The sequence below is a fragment of the Streptomyces sp. NPDC002701 genome, assembly GCF_042889045.1.
GTDB lineage: Bacteria > Actinomycetota > Actinomycetes > Streptomycetales > Streptomycetaceae > Streptomyces.
On sequence record NZ_JBIAQL010000004.1, the window covers coordinates 672,012 to 689,903 of the forward strand.

Annotated in this window: 5 protein-coding genes and 1 pseudogene; 4 read left to right on the forward strand and 2 right to left on the reverse strand. The window is 73.9% G+C overall.

Going from position 1 to position 17,892, the window contains the following annotated elements; all coding sequences use genetic code 11:
• Positions 1 to 480: 480 nt before the first annotated feature.
• The 3 genes from ACFYXC_RS15235 to ACFYXC_RS15245 are packed head-to-tail and all read left to right on the forward strand — an operon-like array spanning position 481 to position 14,949.
• A complete protein-coding gene (locus ACFYXC_RS15235; protein WP_389551355.1) occupies positions 481 to 4,614 on the forward strand; it encodes an amino acid adenylation domain-containing protein in 4,134 nt (1,377 codons plus the stop codon).
• Positions 4,611 to 14,123, forward strand: a complete 9,513-nt coding sequence (locus ACFYXC_RS15240; RefSeq protein WP_389551358.1) for an amino acid adenylation domain-containing protein — start codon at positions 4,611 to 4,613, stop codon at positions 14,121 to 14,123. The genes ACFYXC_RS15235 and ACFYXC_RS15240 overlap by 4 nt, the downstream gene beginning before the upstream one ends.
• Positions 14,071 to 14,949: a TauD/TfdA dioxygenase family protein gene (locus ACFYXC_RS15245; RefSeq protein ID WP_389551361.1), complete on the forward strand. Its 879-nt coding sequence runs from the start codon at positions 14,071 to 14,073 to the stop codon at positions 14,947 to 14,949. The genes ACFYXC_RS15240 and ACFYXC_RS15245 overlap by 53 nt, the downstream gene beginning before the upstream one ends.
• A gap of 52 nt (positions 14,950 to 15,001) precedes the next feature.
• Here the strand turns inward: ACFYXC_RS15245 and ACFYXC_RS15250 are convergent, their stop codons facing one another.
• On the reverse strand, positions 15,002 to 15,535 hold the full coding sequence (locus tag ACFYXC_RS15250; RefSeq protein WP_389551363.1) for a hypothetical protein: 534 nt from the start codon (positions 15,533 to 15,535) through the stop codon (positions 15,002 to 15,004).
• 68 nt (positions 15,536 to 15,603) lie between these two features.
• Entirely contained in the window at positions 15,604 to 16,482 is an 879-nt protein-coding gene (locus ACFYXC_RS15255; RefSeq protein WP_389551366.1) for an oxygenase MpaB family protein, read from the reverse strand.
• Between the two features lie 235 nt (positions 16,483 to 16,717).
• On the opposite strand from ACFYXC_RS15255, the pseudogene ACFYXC_RS15260 reads away from it, so the two are divergent.
• Positions 16,718 to 17,844, forward strand: a pseudogene (locus ACFYXC_RS15260) (P1 family peptidase).
• Positions 17,845 to 17,892 lie beyond the last annotated feature (48 nt).

Genomic DNA, 17,892 nt, shown 5'->3' on the forward strand with positions numbered 1-17,892 from the left:
TCGCCCCTCTCCCAGGAATGCGGAGGAACGACGCAAAATCGGAGCGGGCCACCGGGAGGCCGTTGACAGGTTCTGGTCGGCTGATCAATTATCGCCGTGCGTCCCGATGTGCCCGACCGGCACACCGGTCGGACGACGTCTCCGCATCCGTGGGGCGCCGTGAGCCAGAAAGCTGGTGGCAAGATTGCCGCACCACGACGGAGTGACCACGTCGCCGTTATCCCCTGGCAACGTTGTCGCAACAGGCGCCCCGCTCGCCGATCCCCGCGTACTCCCCGTCTCGTCCTCCTTTCCGCCGCCGGCTCTCTCCGCGTCATCGGATTCAGCGGCCGCGTTTCCTGCGCCGACCGTTTCGCGCGCCGCGACTCCGCCCGGCATCCGGGCGTAGAGCAGCCCGGCGCGGCACCGCTCGGTCGGCCGCGCTCCCACCGTGACTCTCGGAACCAGTAACCCTGACGACGGGAAGAACCAGTCTTGTCCGTGCACCGCACCCCCCACGCCGCCGCACACCACCGGCACCCCGCCGCCGGTTTCCCCGAACGGGCCCACCCGGCCACCTCGGAACTCGTCCCGGCCTCCTTCGCCCAGCAACGGCTGTGGTTCCTCGCCCAACTCCCGGGCGGGAACGAGGCGTACAACGAGTCCATCGCCTTCACGCTCCGCAGCCCGCTGGACGTGGCCGTCCTGCGCCGCGCCCTGGACGCGCTCGTCGTCAGACACCAGACCCTGCGCACCCGCCTGGTGGCCGTCGAGGGGGAGATCCACCAGCACGTCGATCCGCCGGAGACCGGATTCGCCCTCGCCGCGGACGACCTCAGCGGGCTGCCGGACGCGGCCGCGCACCTCGCGGACCTGCGTCTGCGGGAGGCGTCGGCCCCGTTCGACCTGGCGCGCGGCCCTCTCGCCCGGGGCCGTCTCGTCACCCTGGCCGCCGACCACCACGTCCTGCTGCTGACGATGCACCACACGGTCTTCGACGGTCGGTCGATGAACGTGATGATGCGCGAACTCAGCGCTCTGTACCCGGCGTTGCTGCGGGGTCGGCCCTCGCCGCTGCCGCCCCTCCCGCTGCAGTACGCCGACCACGCCCGCGCCCAGCAGGAGCGTGTCCTCGCGGGTGACCTCGCCGAACAGGCCGCCTTCTGGCAGCAGCGGCTGACCGGCGCCCCGCCGCTCTCCGGCCCGCTCACCGACCGGCCGCGCCCCGCCCGGCAGGATCTGCGCGGCGCCCGGGTGGAGTTCGCCCTGGACGCCGAACTGACAGCGGCCCTGCGGGCGTCGGCCCGGCGGCACGGAGGCACGCTGTTCGTCGCCGTCCTGACCGGCTGGGCCCTGCTGATGTCCAGGCTCAGCGGCCGTACGGACGTGGTGGTGGGCACTCCCACGGCGAACCGGCGGCACAAGGACGTGGCAGGACTCATCGGCTTCTTCGTCAACACGCTGCCGCTGCGCGCCGACTTCTCCCGCACGGTGACGGCGGGGGACGCCCTGGGGCACGTGCGCGGTGTGCTGCGCGACGCGCTCGACCACCAGGACCTGCCCTTCGAGCGCATCGTCGAACTCGTCAACCCGGTACGCAGCGCGGCGCACACCCCGTTGTTCCAGACGATGTGCGCCTGGGTCCCCGAGCGGGGCGGACTGCTGGAACTGCCCGGCCTGGACGTGGTTCCGCTCGACATCCCGCACGCGCCCGCGAAGTTCGACCTCGCGCTGTCGCTGACCGAGTCGCGAGGGCGTGTCGTGGGCCACCTGGACTACGCGACGGCGTTGTTCGACGAGGACACCGCGCGGCGGTTCGTACGTCAGCTGCGGCACCTGCTGACCGACCTGGCGGCCCGGCCCGAGGCGCCCGTCGGCACGCTGAGGCTGATGGACGACCGCGAACGGCTCCTGCTCCTCACGGACCTCGCCAACGGGGAACCCCTCACCGGTGCGCCCCCGTCCCGCCCGGGCGGGCTCCTGGCCCGGTTCGACGAGCAGGTCGCGTGCCGCCCCACGCAGACCGCGCTGGTGTGCGGCGACGAGCGGCTCGACTACGCCACACTCGCCGCGCGGGCCGGGCGCCTCGCTCGTGCCCTGGCCGGCCGGGGTGCGCGCCCCGGGGCCGTCGTCGGGTTGCACACCGGGCGTTCCGTCGAGCTTGTCGTGGGCGTCCTGGGCATCCTGCGGACGGGTGCCGCCTATCTGCCGCTCGACCCGGCCCAGCCGGCCGCCCGGCTCGCCGCGATGGTCGAGGACGCGGCTCCCGTCCTGGTGCTCAGTGACCTCCCCGCCGCCGGGAGGCCGGCCGCGTGGCAGGACCTGGCGACGGTCGAGGCATCGGCGGACGACGCCGTCGCACCGCCGGACGTGGTCCTTCCGCCCGGCGCGGCCCTCCCACCGGACCCCGGTACGCCACCGGACATCACCCCGCCGCCGGACGTCACCGCGCGGCCGGTGGCCGGCCCGCCTTCGACGGCGCCGGAAGAGGAGCGGGTGGCGTACGTGCTCTACACGTCCGGCTCGACCGGCCGCCCCAAGGGTGTGGCCGTCACTCAGGGCAGTGTCCTCAACCTGTTCGACAACTGGCTGGCCCGGATGGGCGCGACACCGGGCGAGGCGACCTCCGCGTGGTCGAGCACCGGCTTCGACGCCTCGGTGCACGAGCTGTTGCTGCCGCTGACGACCGGCGCCGAACTGCACGTCATACCCGAGGAGTTGCGCGGCGACCCCGAGGAACTCGTGCGGTGGATGCGGGAACACCGCATCGTGCAGGCGTTCCTGCCGCCCTCCTACGTCCGGTGGATCGACGAGAAGCCGGGCGAACGGCTCGACGGGCTCGCGCTGCGCCAGCTGCTGACCGGCGTGGAGTCCTTGCCGGAGGCGGCGCTGCACCGTATGCGGGAGCACCTCACGGACCTCAAGGTCTGCTTCGGCTACGGGCCCACCGAGGCGACGCTCTACAGCACCGCGTACCACGACCCTCAGCCGCTCGACCGGCAGTGCCCCATCGGGCGCCCGCTCGCCGGGACCCGGATGTACCTCCTCGACGAGCACATGGAGCCGGTGCCGGTCGGTGTCGCCGGAGAGGTCTACCTCGGCGGTGCGAGTCTCGCGGCCGGTTACCTGCACCGCCCCGACCTGACCGCCGAAAGGTTCCTGCCCGACCCGTTCCTGCCGGGCGAGCGCGTCTACCGTACGGGCGATCTCGCCAGACGCCTGCCCGACGGCAACGCCGTCTACGCGGGGCGCGTCGACGACCAGGTGAAGCTGCGCGGCTTCCGCATCGAACCCGCCGAGATCGAAGCCGCGCTGCTCGCGCAGCCGGGGGTACGCGAGGCGGCCGTGGTGGTCGACCGGGACACCGATGCCGAACCCCGGCTGGTGGCGGCGGTGGGGCGCGGCGACTCGCCCGCTCGCCCTGCGCACGAGTGGCGCGCGGCCCTGGCGGACCGGCTGCCCGACTACATGATTCCCGCGGTCGTCGTCGAACTGGCCGTCCTGCCGCTGAGCCGGAACGGGAAACTGGACCGTGCCGCCCTGCTCCGCGCGGCGGCCGGGGCCGGCTCCGGCCAGGTCAACACGGAGAACCCCCGCGACCAGATCGAGTTGACGCTGCACCGGATATGGCGGGGCATCCTCCTGAACCCGGACTTCGGCATCCGCGACGGCTTCTTCGACGTCGGCGGCACCAGCCTGTCGGCCATCAAGATGGCGCACGGCATCCGCGAGGCGTTCGGCACCACCCTTCCCGTCCGCGACGTCATCCTCCACCCGACGATCGAGGACCTGGGCGGCCTCATCCGCCGGGGCAGGTCCGGACGGCCTCCCAGCAACCTCATCGAGTTCCGCGAGGGCGGCGCCGGCGGGAACGTCGTGTGCGTCCATCCCGCCGGCGGCACCGCGTTCTGCTACCTCCCCCTGGCCAGGACACTGCCCGAGGACGTCGGCCTGTACGGGATCCAGTCCCCCGGAGTCAATCCCGGCGAGGACCCCCTGCCCAGCGTCAAGGCGATGGCCGAGGACTACCTGCGGCTCGTGGCACCGTTCGACGACGGGCCGCTCGTCCTCACCGGTCTCTCCTACGGCGGACTGGTCGCGCACGAGATGGGCCGGCGTCTGGCACGGGCCGGCCGCACCGACGTGAGTGTCGTGCTCCTGGACACCCAGGCCACCGAGGACGCGGACGTACGCGCCGCCGTCGCTCCCGTCGACAGGTCCGAGTTCCGGGACAAGCTCGTGCGCTTCAACGGCATGTATCCGGGGATCGACGACGAGCAGATCGAGCAGTACTTCCGGATCTACAACCACAACCGCATGACGGCCCGGGACCACCTCCCGGCGCCTTCACCGGCCCGTCTCGTCCTGGTCCAGGCGACGGGAGGCACCACCACCGACCCTGCCTCCCTGCCCGAGGTGCGCGCCTTCTGGCGGCGTCGCGCGGAGGGCGGCTTCCGCGTCGAACCACTGGACTGCGACCACTGGGAGGTGCTGGAGAGCAGCACCGCGCCACGGGTGGCCGCCGTCCTCAGCGCCGAACTCACCGCGCTCGCCACCGCACCCCGCTCCGCGCCCACCGACACGTCGGCCGTCACCGCCGCCGACTCCCCGTCGGCCGTCACGGGGGAGGCATGATGTCCGGCTCCCCCGCCTCTGGCGTCCTGCTGGCCGCCGCCGTCCTCGACCGGGCCCGCCGCACTCCCGCCGCCCCCGCCGTGGTGGACGGGGACCGCACCCTCGACTACGCCGAACTCGGGCGTGCCTCTCTCCGTGTGGCACGAGGTCTGCGGGCGCACGGAATCCGTCCGGGGCAGGCCGTCGCCGTCTGCCTGCCGCGCTCCTGGCAGCTGGTGTGCGTGATGCTCGGCATCCGCCGGGCCGGTGCCACCGTGGTGCCCGTGGACGCGCAGAGTCCCGCCGGGCGCCGCCGCCACATCCTCGACGACTCCGGGGCCGCCGTCCTCGTCCACGACGGCACGAGTGGCACAAGTGACTCGCGCGGCACGAGCGGTGCGTTCGGCGCGGCCCCCGGTCGCGTCCTGGACGCCGCCGACCTCCTCGGCACGGACGTCGGACCCCTCGACGAGGTCACCCCCGCGACGGACGCGGCCACCTCGTTCCTCTTCTACACCTCGGGCACCACGGGCCGCCCCAAGGGGGTCGAGGTCAAGGACGCGGGGATCATGCGCCTGGCCGACCCCGGTTTCCTCTCCCCCACCGCGGGCGCGCGGTTCGCGAGCCTGTCGAACCCGGCCTTCGACGCCCTGAGCTTCGAGGTCTGGGTGCCGCTGCTGACCGGCGGAACCTGTGTCGTCCTGAGCGACGAACAGGTCCAGAGCCCTCACCTGCTCGCCGCCTCCCTGCGGGACCTTCGGATCGACGTCCTCTTCGTCACGACGGCCCTCTTCAACGCCGTCACCGACACCGCGCCGCACTGCTTCGACTCCGTCGGGCAGGTCCTGATAGGCGGCGAGCAGCTCAACGCCACCCGCATCAAGAGCTGGTACCGGGACAACCCCGGCACCCCGACCCGCCTCGTCAACGCCTACGGACCCACCGAGTCCTCGACCTTCGCCCTGTTCCACCCCGTGCCGCGCGACTTCGACGGCGACACCGTTCCCGTGGGCCGGCCCCTGCCCGCGACGGACGCCCTGCTGGTCGCCGACGGCTCACGCGTCGCGGACGTCGGCGAGATCGGTGAGCTGTACCTGTCCGGGACCGGGCTGGCGACGGGCTACCGCGCGCTCCCCGAGGAGACGGCACGACGCTTCGCGCCCCTGCCCTGGCACGACGCGGGCCGCGCCGTCTGGTACCGCACCGGCGACCTCGCGCGCCGTGACGCCGAAGGGCTGTTCACCTTCGCCGGGCGGGCGGACCGCCAGGTGAAGGTACGCGGTTTCCGCGTCGAACCCGGCGAGGTCGAGCAGCGGCTGGCCGCGCACCCCGCCGTCCGCCAGGCCCGGGTCCGCACCCGGCACGACGTGGACGGCGCCCACGAGCTGCTGGCCTACCTGGTACTGGGTGACGAGCTGGCGTACGACGAGTACGAACGCCATCTGGCCGCCGGTCTGCCGCCGTACATGCGCCCGCACCGCACCCATCTCGTGGACGCCCTGCCGCTCAACGCCAACGGCAAGGTGGACGACGACGCCCTGCTGGACTCCGCGGCCCCCGTGTGGCGCCGTCCCCCGGCCGCGGCCGTCGATGCGACCGACGCCCAGCGCGAGCTGCTGGAGATGGCCGGGAGCGTCCTCGGGGTGCCCGGACTGCGGCCCGACGACCGCTGGATCGCCAACGGCGGTGACTCCCTCAAGGCGCTGCGCCTGCGCTTCGCGATCCGGCGCCGCTGGAGCGTCGACGTTCCCCAGTCACTGGTGCTGCGGGAGGACTTCGCCGCGCTGACGGAGACCGTCGCCGCCGCCCGGCAGTCGCCGGCGCGGCGGTCGTCGGCGCAGCAACCGCCGGTGCCCGGCCCGAGCGGGGACCGCTCCGCGCCGGCCACCTCCGAGCAGCAGCGCCTGTGGCTCCTGCAGCAGAGCGACCCGCGCAGCCGCGCCTACGACGTCCCGCTCGCCTTCCGCCTGGAGGGAACCGTCGACGAGGACGCCCTGCGCGATGCGCTCGCGCGGCTGGTCGCCGAGCACCCCGCGTTGCGCACGGCTTTCCGGTCCACCCCGGAGGGGCTTCTCCAGGAGGTCGGGGCCCCCTTCGATCCGTGGGAACCCGCCCCCGCCCTCGACGACGAGGACTCCGGCGACGCCTGGGAGCCGGCGGCGCGTCGGTTCTTCGCCGCCCCCTTCGACCTCGCCGAGGCGCGGATGCTGCGGGCGACCCTGCTGCACACGGCGGGCGGCGCGGTCCTCCTGCTGCACCTGCACCACATCGCCGTCGACGGCTGGTCCCTGAACGTCCTCTTCCGCGACCTCACCTTCTTCGTCACGCCGGTCTCCGGCCAGGGACCCGAGAAAGACAAGGGCCCCGAGGAAGGCAAGGGACCCGGGGAAGGCGCGGGACACACCCCGCTCGACTTCGCCCACTGGCAGCGGCGCCGCCACCTGGAGCCCTCCTACGAGGAGCAGCGGTCCGCCCTGCGCCGGCACTACGCGGACCTCGGCCCCTCCGTGTCACCGCCCGCCGGAACGGGCTCCGCCGACAGCGGGGCGCGGCTGCTGACCGCGTCGCTCGACCCCGGCCGGCGCTCCCGCCTCGACCGCCTCGGTGCGGAACTCGGGCTCACCCGGTTCCAGCTGCTGCTGGCCGCGTTCTCCTGGAGTCTGTACGGCGTGACGGGACAGACCCGTCCCCTCGTCGCCAGTCCCGTCGCGGGGCGGCCGGTGACCGAGTTCGCCTCCACCGTCGGCATGTTCGCCAACACCGTGCTGCTGCCCCTGCGCCTCCAGCCGGGCGAGAACCTGCGACAGCAGCTCGTCCGGCATGCCTCGGACGTCCAGCAGGTCCTGGACCGGCAGGACGTGACGCTGACGGACGTGCTGACCAACCACGACTTCGGCAGCGGTGGCCCTCTCTTCGACTACATGTTCGTCCTGGAGAACACGGACTTCGGCGCGCTGTCCCTGCCGGGATGCCGGGTGCGTCCCCTCTGGGTGCAGCCGAGCGGCACCAAGTGCGCGCTCACGCTCTCCGTCGTCGAGCGGGACACCGGGTTGGACTGCCTGTGGGAGTACGCGACAGGGCGGTTCGACACCGAACTGGTCGCGTCGGCGCACCAGCTCTTCCGCCGGGCGATCGACCTGCTCACCGCCGAGGCCCCCAACGGGCCCGAAGCCGAGGACGGGCACGGGGACGGGGACAAGATCGAGGGCGGGGGCACGCTGGCGGACCTCGTGGCGCCCTACCGGCGCTCGCTCCCCGAGCCGGGGCGGGGCCCGCGGAGCGCGCCCGCGTTCACCACCGTGGCGGAGGGCTTCGCACGTCAGGTACGCCGAACTCCGCACGCACCCGCGCTGACGACGGGCGACCACACCCTCACGTACACCCAACTGGACGCCCGGGCCGGGGCGTTGGCAGCCGAGCTGGCCGCCCTGCGTCCGTTGCCGTCCGATCCGGAGGAGCCGGCCCGGGTGGCACTGCATCTCCCACCCTCGGCCGAACACGTGGTGGCCCTCCTCGCCGCCGCGCGGCTCGGCCTCACCGTCGTCCCCCTCGATCCCGCCTATCCGCCGGCCCTGCTGCGCCACGTCCTGCGCACGGCCGCTCCCCTGTGCGTCCTGATCGCACCCGGCGCCGAGGCGGACGTGGACGCGATCGCGCCCCCCGAACTGCCCCGCCACGTCATCGGTCTGTCCGCCGCCCCGCCGCCCACACCGGCCCCCGTTCCTCAGACGGGAGCGAGGCCGCTCTACACCCTGTTCACCTCGGGCTCGACCGGCACGCCCAAGGGTGTCGACGTACCGGACCTCACCCTGTGCAACCTGCTGCACTGGCAGGACGAGGCGGGCGGACTCCGCGGGGCCGCGGTCACCCAGCAGTTCTCCATGCTGTCCTTCGACGTCTCCTTCCAGGAGATCTTCACGACGCTGTGCTCGGGCGGGCGCCTGCACCTCGTACGCCCCGACTGGCGGCAGGATCTGCCGGCCCTGCTCGACCAGTTGGAGCAGGCCGGCATCGAGCGGCTCTTCCTGCCCTGCGTGGCGCTTCAGCTGCTGGCCGAGCACGCCGTCCGGCTGGGCCGCTTCCCGTCCCGGCTGCGCGAGGTGATCACCGCAGGCGAGCAGCTCGTGTGCACCGACGCCATCCGCCGCTGGTTCGCGGGCCTGACGCGGGCCCGCCTGTTCAACCACTACGGGCCCACCGAGACCCATGTGGTCAGCGGCCTGTGCCTCGACGGCGACCCGATGCTGTGGCCCACCCGCCCGGCCATCGGCCACCCCGTCGCCGGCGCGGTCCTGCGGGTGGTCGACGACCACGACACACCGCTCCCGCCGGGGGCCGTCGGGCAGCTGCTGATCGGCGGTCCGATGGCCGCGCCCTGCTACCTCGGCGACACGGAGCTCAACCGCACCAGGTTCACCGACGTGCCCGGCCACGGGACGTTCTACCGCAGCGGCGACCTGGCGCACTTCGACGGCGACGGGCTGCTGCACCACGACGGCCGCGACGACGACCAGATCAAGCTCAGCGGGCACCGGCTGGAGCTGGGCCACGTCGAAGCCGCGCTCGTGCGCCATCCCGCCGTCATGGGTGCCGTGGTGGCCCGGGACGGCGACTCCCTCGTGGCCCTGGTGCAGTGCCGCGGCGACGACCCCGACCCGCGGGATCTCGCCGCGCACCTCACCGGTCAGCTGCCGCCCTTCGCCCGGGTCCGGTCCTTCCGCCGGGTGGACGCGCTGCCGCGCACTCCGAGCGGCAAACTCGACCGCCGTGCGGTGACCGCCCAGGGGCGCGAACTGCGGGCTCCGGACACCACCGATGCCACCGGGTCCGCGCAGGAACACCGGCTGTGCGAGCTGTTCGCCACCATCACGGGCAAGACGGTGCGGCCGGACCAGCGGTTCTCCGACGCGGGCGCCGGCAGTCTGGACCTGATGCGGTTCCAGCTGCGCTGCGGGGTCGACCTGGGCCTGTCCTTCACGGTCGCCGACCTCTTCGAGCACGTCACCGTGCGCAGCCTGAGCCGGTTCCTCGACACGTCCTCCCCGGACCGGCGAGCGGCGCCTGTCACGGCCGGGCGGGAAGGTCCCGCGGACGAGCCCGTCGCCGTGATCGGGATGGCCGTGCGGCTGCCCGGCGCCCCCGACCTGGCGTCGTTCTGGCGCATGGTCGAGTCGGGCGGGCGCGGCATCGAGCACTTCCCGGCGCCGGACGGCCGCGTGGGCGCCCGCAGCCAGATGGACGGCCTCCTCTCCTTCGATCCCGGCCACTTCGGCATCAGCCCGCAGGAAGCACGACTGACGGACCCGCAGCAGCGGCACCTGCTGATGAGCTGTGTCGAGGCGCTCGCCCACGCGGGCATCGCGGACCCGGCGGAGCGGCGCGTCGGCCTGATCGCGGGCTGCGGCGAGAACACGTACTTCCAGTCCATGCTGCGGGAGGCCGACCCGGCCGCCCTCCCGGACGGCTTCCGCCTGGCCCTCCACCACGACAAGGACTTCCTCGCCACCAAGGCGGCGTACCACCTGGGCCTGACCGGTCCGGCCTTCACCGTGCAGGCCGCCTGCGCCAGTTCGCTGGTGGGGGTGCACGTCGCGGCCGGACTGCTGCGGCAGGGCGAGGCCGACGTCATGCTCGCCGGCGGGGTCCTGGTCGACACCCTGCTCACGGACGGGTACACCTACCGGCCGCAGCACATCTTCTCGCCCGACGGCCACTGCCGGCCCTTCAGCGACGACGCCGCCGGCACCGTCGGAGCGAGCGGCGTCGGTGTGGTGGTGCTCAAGCCGCTGAGCCTCGCCGAGCACGACGGCGACACCGTCTACGCGGTCATCACCGGGTCCGCCCTCAACAACGACGGTGCGGCGAAGCTCGGTTACAGCGCGCCCTCCGTGTCCGGGCAGCGGGAGGTCATCCGCACCGCGCTGCGCCGCGGCGGCCGCACCGGCGCCGACATCGGATACGTCGAGGCGCACGGCACCGGCACCCGGCTCGGCGACCCGGTGGAGGTCGCCGCGCTGCGCCAGGCGTTCGACCTGCCCGACTCCGCCTCCTGCGCCCTGTCGTCCGTGAAGAGCCAGATCGGTCACCTCGGCGCGGCGGCGGGAGTCGTCGGCCTCGTCCGGGCCGCCCTCGCCGTCCACCACGGGGTGATCCCGCCGAACGTCGACTTCCGGCGCCTCAACCCGGAGATCGGCGCCGATCCCGCCCCCTTCCGCATCCCCACGACCGCACAGCCCTGGCCGCCCGGGCGTCCGCGCGTCGCCGCCGTCAGCAGTTTCGGCATCGGCGGCACCAACGCCCACCTGATCCTGGAGCGGTACACGGCCACCGCACCGGCGCCGCGAGGACCGGTGGGGACACCGGCGAGCACGGATCAGCTGGTGCTGTCCGGCAGCAGCGAGCACGCCCTGCGTACGGACGCCCGGCGCATCGCCGACCACCTGGCCGCCGCTCCGCGGACGTACGCGCAGGTCCTGCGCCATCTCCAGGACGGCCGTCCGGCCCGCACGCACCGTGTCGCGGCCGTCTGCCCGGACGCCGCGGCCGCGGTGGCATGGCTGCGGACGGTGGCGGACGGTACGGAGCCCGTCGCCACCGCTACGGCCGGGGCGACCGGGGCGACCGGGGCGACCGGTGATCCGCGCACGCCGGGCCCCCGCAGCGCTCCCCCGCCCTGGGACTTCCCGCCGCCCGCCTTCGCCCTCACCGAGCACGACTTCCCCCGCGCCGAGCGGCAGGACCCGGCCGGCACTGCCCCGGCCCCGGCGTCCGGCACCGTCGCCGACACGGCGCCCGCCAGGACGCCCGAGGAGGAGTGGCTGTATCAGAGCGAGTGGGCGCGGTTGCGACGGGCCGTCCCCCACACCGGCTCCATGTCCGGGCGGCCGGTCGTCGTCGTCACCGACGGCACCTCGACACCGGTCGACTGGAAGGCCCTGCACTGCGCCCACAGCCGCGTCGTCCACGTCACGGCCGGGCCGGCCTACGCACAGCTCGGCGCCGACCGGTACGAGGTCGACCCCGCCGACCCCGCCGCACTGACCCTCCTGCTCCAGGACGTCGGGCGGGACGCCCCGGGCGGCTTCGAGTGGCTGCACGCGCTGCCCCTCGGCGTCGAGGGACCGGTCGGCGAAGCCTCGTCGGAGGACGCGCGCCGCGTCTGCCTCGACCACACGGCCGCCCTGTGCCAGGCGGTGGCGCCCCTGCCGCCCGACGCCCGTCCACGCATCTGGTGGCTCTCCCACGACGCGCAGCCGGTGACGGGAGATGTGGGGCGTCCCGAACTCGCGCTGCTGGGCGCCGCCGTGGAGGTGCCACGGCAGGAACTCGGCCTGGACACCCGCTGGATCGACCTGCCCGACGCCGACCCGGTCGGCTGGGCCCACCTGCTGCCGCTCGTCCTCGCCGACCGGCACACGGGGTCCGACCGCGGCCCGGAGCGCCGGCTCGCCCTGCGCCGTGGCTACTGGTGGCGGCCGGTCGTCCGCCCCGTCCCGCGCCCTCTCCCGCACGTCTCCGCCGATTCCCCGACCGGCGCCGACCCCTTGGCGTCCCCCGGTCCCCTCGCGTCCCCCGGACCCGGGGCCTCCTCCTGGCTCATGGAGGGGAACGGCACGCATCTCGTCCTCGGCGGTACCGGCGGTATCGGCACCGCCATCGCCACCTGGCTGCTCGAACGGACCGGGGGACGGGTCGTGCTGGTCTCCCGACACCCCCACCTGCCGCCCGGGCTCGACCGCTGGTCCGAGCGGGTCACCCTCGTGGCGGCCGACCTCGCCGAGGAAGTCCTCGACGACCTCGTGGAGCGCCTCGCGCCCCACACCGGCCGCCTGCAGGGCATCGTGCACGCCGTGGGCAGCGCGGCCGGCGCCCTCCTGGTCCGCCGGGACAGCGAGAGCATGCGCGGCGCGACCCTGGCGAAGCTGCGCGCCGCGCTGCTCACCGAACGGCTGATCACCCGTCACCGGCCGCGGTACGCCGCCTACTGCTCGTCCCTGTCGGCCCACTTCGGCGGAGTCGGCCAGTTCGACTACACGGCCGCGAACGGAGTGCTGGACGCCTTCGCCCACCACGGCGGTGACACCTCCCCGGCGACCGTGCGGCTGAGCGTCGGCTGGGACGTGTGGCGGGAGACCGGTATGGCGCGCGACGCCCTCGGCGCCGACCCGCGTCACCGGGCGCACCTGCGGACCGGGCTGTCGACGGACGACGGACTGCGCGTCTTCGCCGACGCCGTGGACCTCCAGTTGCCCCATCTGCTCGTGTCCACCACGCCTTGGGAGGCATCCCGGTACTTCTACGAGCCCGGTCCGCGGACCGCGCGGGAACCCGCCGGCGCCGCGGCGACGTCGAGCGCCGCCGAACTCATGGCCGCTGCGCGGGAGTTGCTCGGTACGGACACCCTCGACCCGGCGGCATCCCTGTACGACCTGGGCGCGGACTCCCTCACCCTGCTCGACCTGCTCTCGGAGGTGAAGCGGCTGTACGGGGTCGACCTCGACCTGTCGCGCCTCGGCCACCGGGTGAGCGTCGACGACCTCCTCGCCCACCTCGGCCGGCCCGCGCGGAAGGAGGAGCCCTCCGCCGGCGGCGACCCGGTGACCATCGAGACCTGGCAGACCGGTGACGGCCGGGACGTCCTGTGTGTGATCCACCCGGTCGGCGGCGACATCCAGGCGTACAGGCCCCTGGTCTCCGCGCTGGACGGGCGCACCACGATCTGTCTGATCCCCGACCCCGCCCTGCGCGACCCCGGCCTCCCGCACTGGTCGGTGACCGAGCGGGCCGGCCGCTACCTCGCCGCGCTGCGCGCCCGTTTCCCGAGCCCGCAGACCCGGCTACGGCTCGCGGGCTGGTCGTTCGGCGCGCTGGTCGCCCACGCCATGGCCGCGACCGCCGAAGCGGAGGGGCGCCCCTTCGAGGGGCTCTATCTGCTGGATCCGCCCGCGCCGCACGCCCCGCCGCTGCCGGACCGCCTGGACGGCGTCGTCGGACCGGCCGGACCGGCGGGTCCGGACGAGGACACCCTGCGCGCAGTCTTCGAGCGCGAACTGCTCGGCAACGGCCGCCAGTCGGCACCACCGGGACCGGGAACAGCAACAGCAACAGCAACAGGGCAGGATTACGCCGAGCGGCTCGCCCACTGCTGCCGGGCGAACATGGCCGCGATGACCGGCCACACCGCGCCCCGCGTGACCCGTACACCCAGTGTGCTGTGGCTGGCCACCGAGATCACCGCCGGCCTGCCCCTCGCCCCGCCCGCCCCGACCACGGCCGAGGAGTGGGCGGCGCTCCTCCCCGCCCCCGCCCGTGTGCACCACGTGTCCGCCACGCACTACGACATCGTCACCGGACCGCACGTCCAGCGCATCGCGCGGACGATCGACGCCGACCGTCCGGGCGGCGCCCCGGGCGGCCTCGGCGCCGGTCCCGGGAGCAGGAACACCCGCTCGGCCATCCCTCACATCGGAGATCCCCGTGGACCAGTTCACCCTGGACGCCGTCGAACGCATCACGACGGCACCCCGTGAGACCTACGGCAGCTTCACCGTCGACCCGCTGACGCCGCTCCTCGGCGCGGAGATATCCGGCCTCGACCTCTCCGGGGAACTGACACCCGTCCAGCAGAAGGAGATCAGGACCGCCTTCCTCACCCACCACGTCCTCGTCTTCCGCGACCAGCACCTCACCCCGGACGACCACAAGCGGTTCGCGGGCCTCTTCGGCCCGCTGCACCCGGTCGCGCTGCCCGAGGACGGCTCCGACCCGTACATCCTGAAGATCAGTGCGAACAAGGACTCCCGCGCCGTCGCCGGCAACGGCTGGCACGCCGACGGGACCGCCGACGCCGAGCCCTCCCTCGGCTCGATGCTCTACATCACCGAGATCCCTGAGATCGGCAGCGGCGGCGACACGCTCTTCGCCAACATGCACCTCGCCTACGACATGCTGTCACCGGCGATGAAGACGTTCCTCGACGGGCTGACCGCCGTCCACGACGGGGCCCGGCCCTGGCTCGCGGAGGGCCAACTGCCCCCGGCCGAGTACGACGTGCCGCGCAACGAACACCCGGTCGTGGTGCGCCACCCCGACACCGGTCGCAAGCTCCTCTTCGTCAACGGCCCGTACACCTCGCGCATCACCCAGCTCTCCGCCGCCGAGAGCACGGCTGTCCTCACCATGCTGTACGACCACATCGCCCGGACGAACCTGCTGCACTGCCGGGTCCGCTGGCAGGCGAACACCCTGACCTTCTGGGACAACCGGTGTGTCCAGCACCACGCCACCTGGGACTACTTCCCGCACTCGCGCCACGGGCAGCGCATCGCCATCGACGGGACCCGGCCCCTGGCCTGACCGCGGAGAACGCGCACCGGGACACTCCTGGCACCGCCCGCCGGCGCCCGCGTCACACGTCGTGCGTGTCCAGTGCCAGGCGGACGGCCGCCTCGGCCATCCTGTCCAGCACCGCGTACGACACCGGCCAGCCCTCGTACCACACGCGCAGCACCCGGCCACTCGTCTCCACCGAGTCCACGTCGTACGGCAGGTCCAGCCGGCGGATGTCCCGGTGCCGGCGCAGCCGTTCGGCCGGCCGTCGCTCGGGCAGCAGGACCAGGACCGCGGTGAGTGCCGTGCCCGCCTCACCCATGTCCTCGACGGAGCAGACGACGCCCACCTCGACGCCTTCCCGGCGGCCCACGGCGAGCAGCTCACCGCGGAACCAGGGACTCGCGCGCAGTTCCCACCCCGCTGCCTCTTCGGTGAACGCCGCCGAGGTGGTGCCCGAGAACCCCTCGTTGCGGGCGGCCCACTCGGACAGGGCATGCCGGCTCATGTCCCTGCGGTGCGCGCCGCGTCGCACGTCCCCCAGCACCGAGCCGGCGAGCAGTACACCACCCATGACCGCGGACCGCCCCTCCCCGGCCGTCGTTCGTGACATCCGCCCGTACCGCGTCGGTAGGAACCGTCGCGCGGCGGTGCACGCGGCGGCAGCTCCGGGGGAAGCCTTCAGCCGGCGGCGGGCGGCGGCGGTGTCATCGCCCACCGGACCGCCGAGGTCATGGCGGAGCCGAGCGGCCGTACGCACAGGTCCTCGACCAGCGGCAGCCGGGGCAGCCGGAGTTCTCTGGCGGCCCAGGCGGGCAGCAGGGACACCGCGTTCGCGGCGAGTATCCCGTAGGGCAGCCGGGCCGGCAGCGGCACGGGCGGGTTCAGCAGCAGGAAGCGTGCGGCGTCGCGCGCCTGCGGGGTGGCCCGCAGTTCCGGGCGGTAGGCGTCGAGCCGTTCGGCGAGTTGCGCCCGGTCACGCGGCGGATCGGTGACGCCCAGCGCGGCGGCGACGCGCGCCATGTCCGTCACGTATCCGTCGCACTCCGCTGCCGTCAGCGGGCGGCGTCCGTAGCGCTGGTGGGCGCGCAGGAAGCTGTCCACTTCGGCGACGTGGACCCAGCCCAGCAGATGGGGGTCGCCGGCCCGGTAGGAGGCGCCCTCCGGAGTCACCCCGGACACCCGTTCGTGGACCGCGCGCACCTGTGCGCAGGCCAGCCGGGCGCTGTCGGCGGTACCGTACGTCGTCGTCGCCAGGAACGTGCTGGTGCGCTGGAGCCTGCCCCACGGGTCGCCCCGGAAGCCGGAGTGGGCGGCCACGGCGGCCATCGCGAGCGGATGGAGCGACTGCAGCAGCAGGGCCGACAGGCCGCCGATGAACATCGACGCGTCCCCGTGCACCCGGCGGACGGGGCGCTCCGGTCCGAACCAGCGCGGGCCCGGCGTGCCGTGGATGCGGGCACGGTTGCGGGGGCCGTCGGGTCCCGCGACCCGGGCGAAGAGTTCGCTGCCGAGGCGTTTGCGCAGTCCGTCGACGCAGGGTGGTCCGGTCGCTCTCATGGGCGTCGTGTCCTTCTGGCGGCGGGCGGTCTGTGTGCGGGCGCGCTGCACACAGAGGATTCCGCACTCGTGGGGCATTCGGACGCACCTGAAGCGGAATGGCCGGGATGACGTGGGTGGCGTAGGTGGCCGGGGTGACGTGAGTGGCCGGGGTGACGTGGGTGACCGAGGTGACGTAAGTGACTGGAACGACGTGGGTGACGAGGGGCGTACGTGGTCCCGATAGCGTGCCGTCATGAGCGAGTCCCTGCCCGCGCCGCCCCCGCCCCCGCCCGCCGCCGCTCGCAGAGCCCGTGAGCTGGGTCTCGCCGTCGGAGATCTCCCCACGGGAGCGCACAACGCCCTGACCGACGTGCCCGGTGTCCGTGTCGGACACACCACACTGGTCCACCCGCCGCGCGTGCACAGCGGTGTCACCGCGATCGTGCCGGACGGGGTGGGCCCCGGAAGTCCGCTGCCGGCCGGGGTGTTCACGGGGAACGGCTACGGCAAACTGCTCGGCACCACGCAGCTCGCCGAACTCGGCGCGCTGGAGACGCCGGTCCTGCTCACCTCGACCCTGTCCGCCTTCCGCGTGGCGGACGCCCTGGTGGGCTGGGTCCTGGAGCGGCCCGAGGGGGCCGGCGCACAGAGCCTCAACCCGGTCGTCGGGGAGTGCAACGACGGGCTCCTGTCCGACATCCGCTCGCGTCCGGTCCGTGCGGAGCACGTCCGGGCCGCACTGGACACCGCGTGCGGCGGTCCCGTCCCCGAGGGCTGCGTCGGGGCGGGGACCGGGACGACCGCGCTCGGGTTCAAGGCCGGCGTCGGCACCTCGTCGCGGCGGGTGCCGCTGGCCGGCCGGGAGGTGACGCTCGGGGTGCTCGTCCAGGCCAACTTCGGCGGCACGCTCCGGGTGTCGGGCCGTACGGTGACGCCGCCGACGTAGGCGTCCCGACGACGGACCCGCGGCCGTCCCACGCGGACCCGCGCCCGAACCCGCACCCGGGGCAGGGCCCGGAGGCCGGTTCCTGCATGATCGTGGCCGCCACCGACGCGCCGTTGGACGCCCGCCAGTTGACCCGCGTGGCGCGACGGGCCGTCTACGGACTCGCCAGGGCCGGCGCGGCGTACGGCCACGGAAGCGGCGACTACGGCATCGCCTTCGGCACCCGCCCTCTGGGCACCCCGGCGGGACCCGCCGTGCTGCCCGACGACCGTCTTGACCCGCTGTTCGTCGCCGTCCTCGACGCCGTGGAGGAGGCGGTGCTCAATGCGCTGCTCACCGCCACCACGACCACGGGACCGTACGGCCACACCCGCCACCCCCTGCCGGCGGCGCCGCTCCTCGCCCTGCTGCGGCGGGCTCCGATCCCCGGCTAGGGCGTTCCTCCGGGATCAGCCCGGGTCCGCAGCCGGACCGGTTCGCCG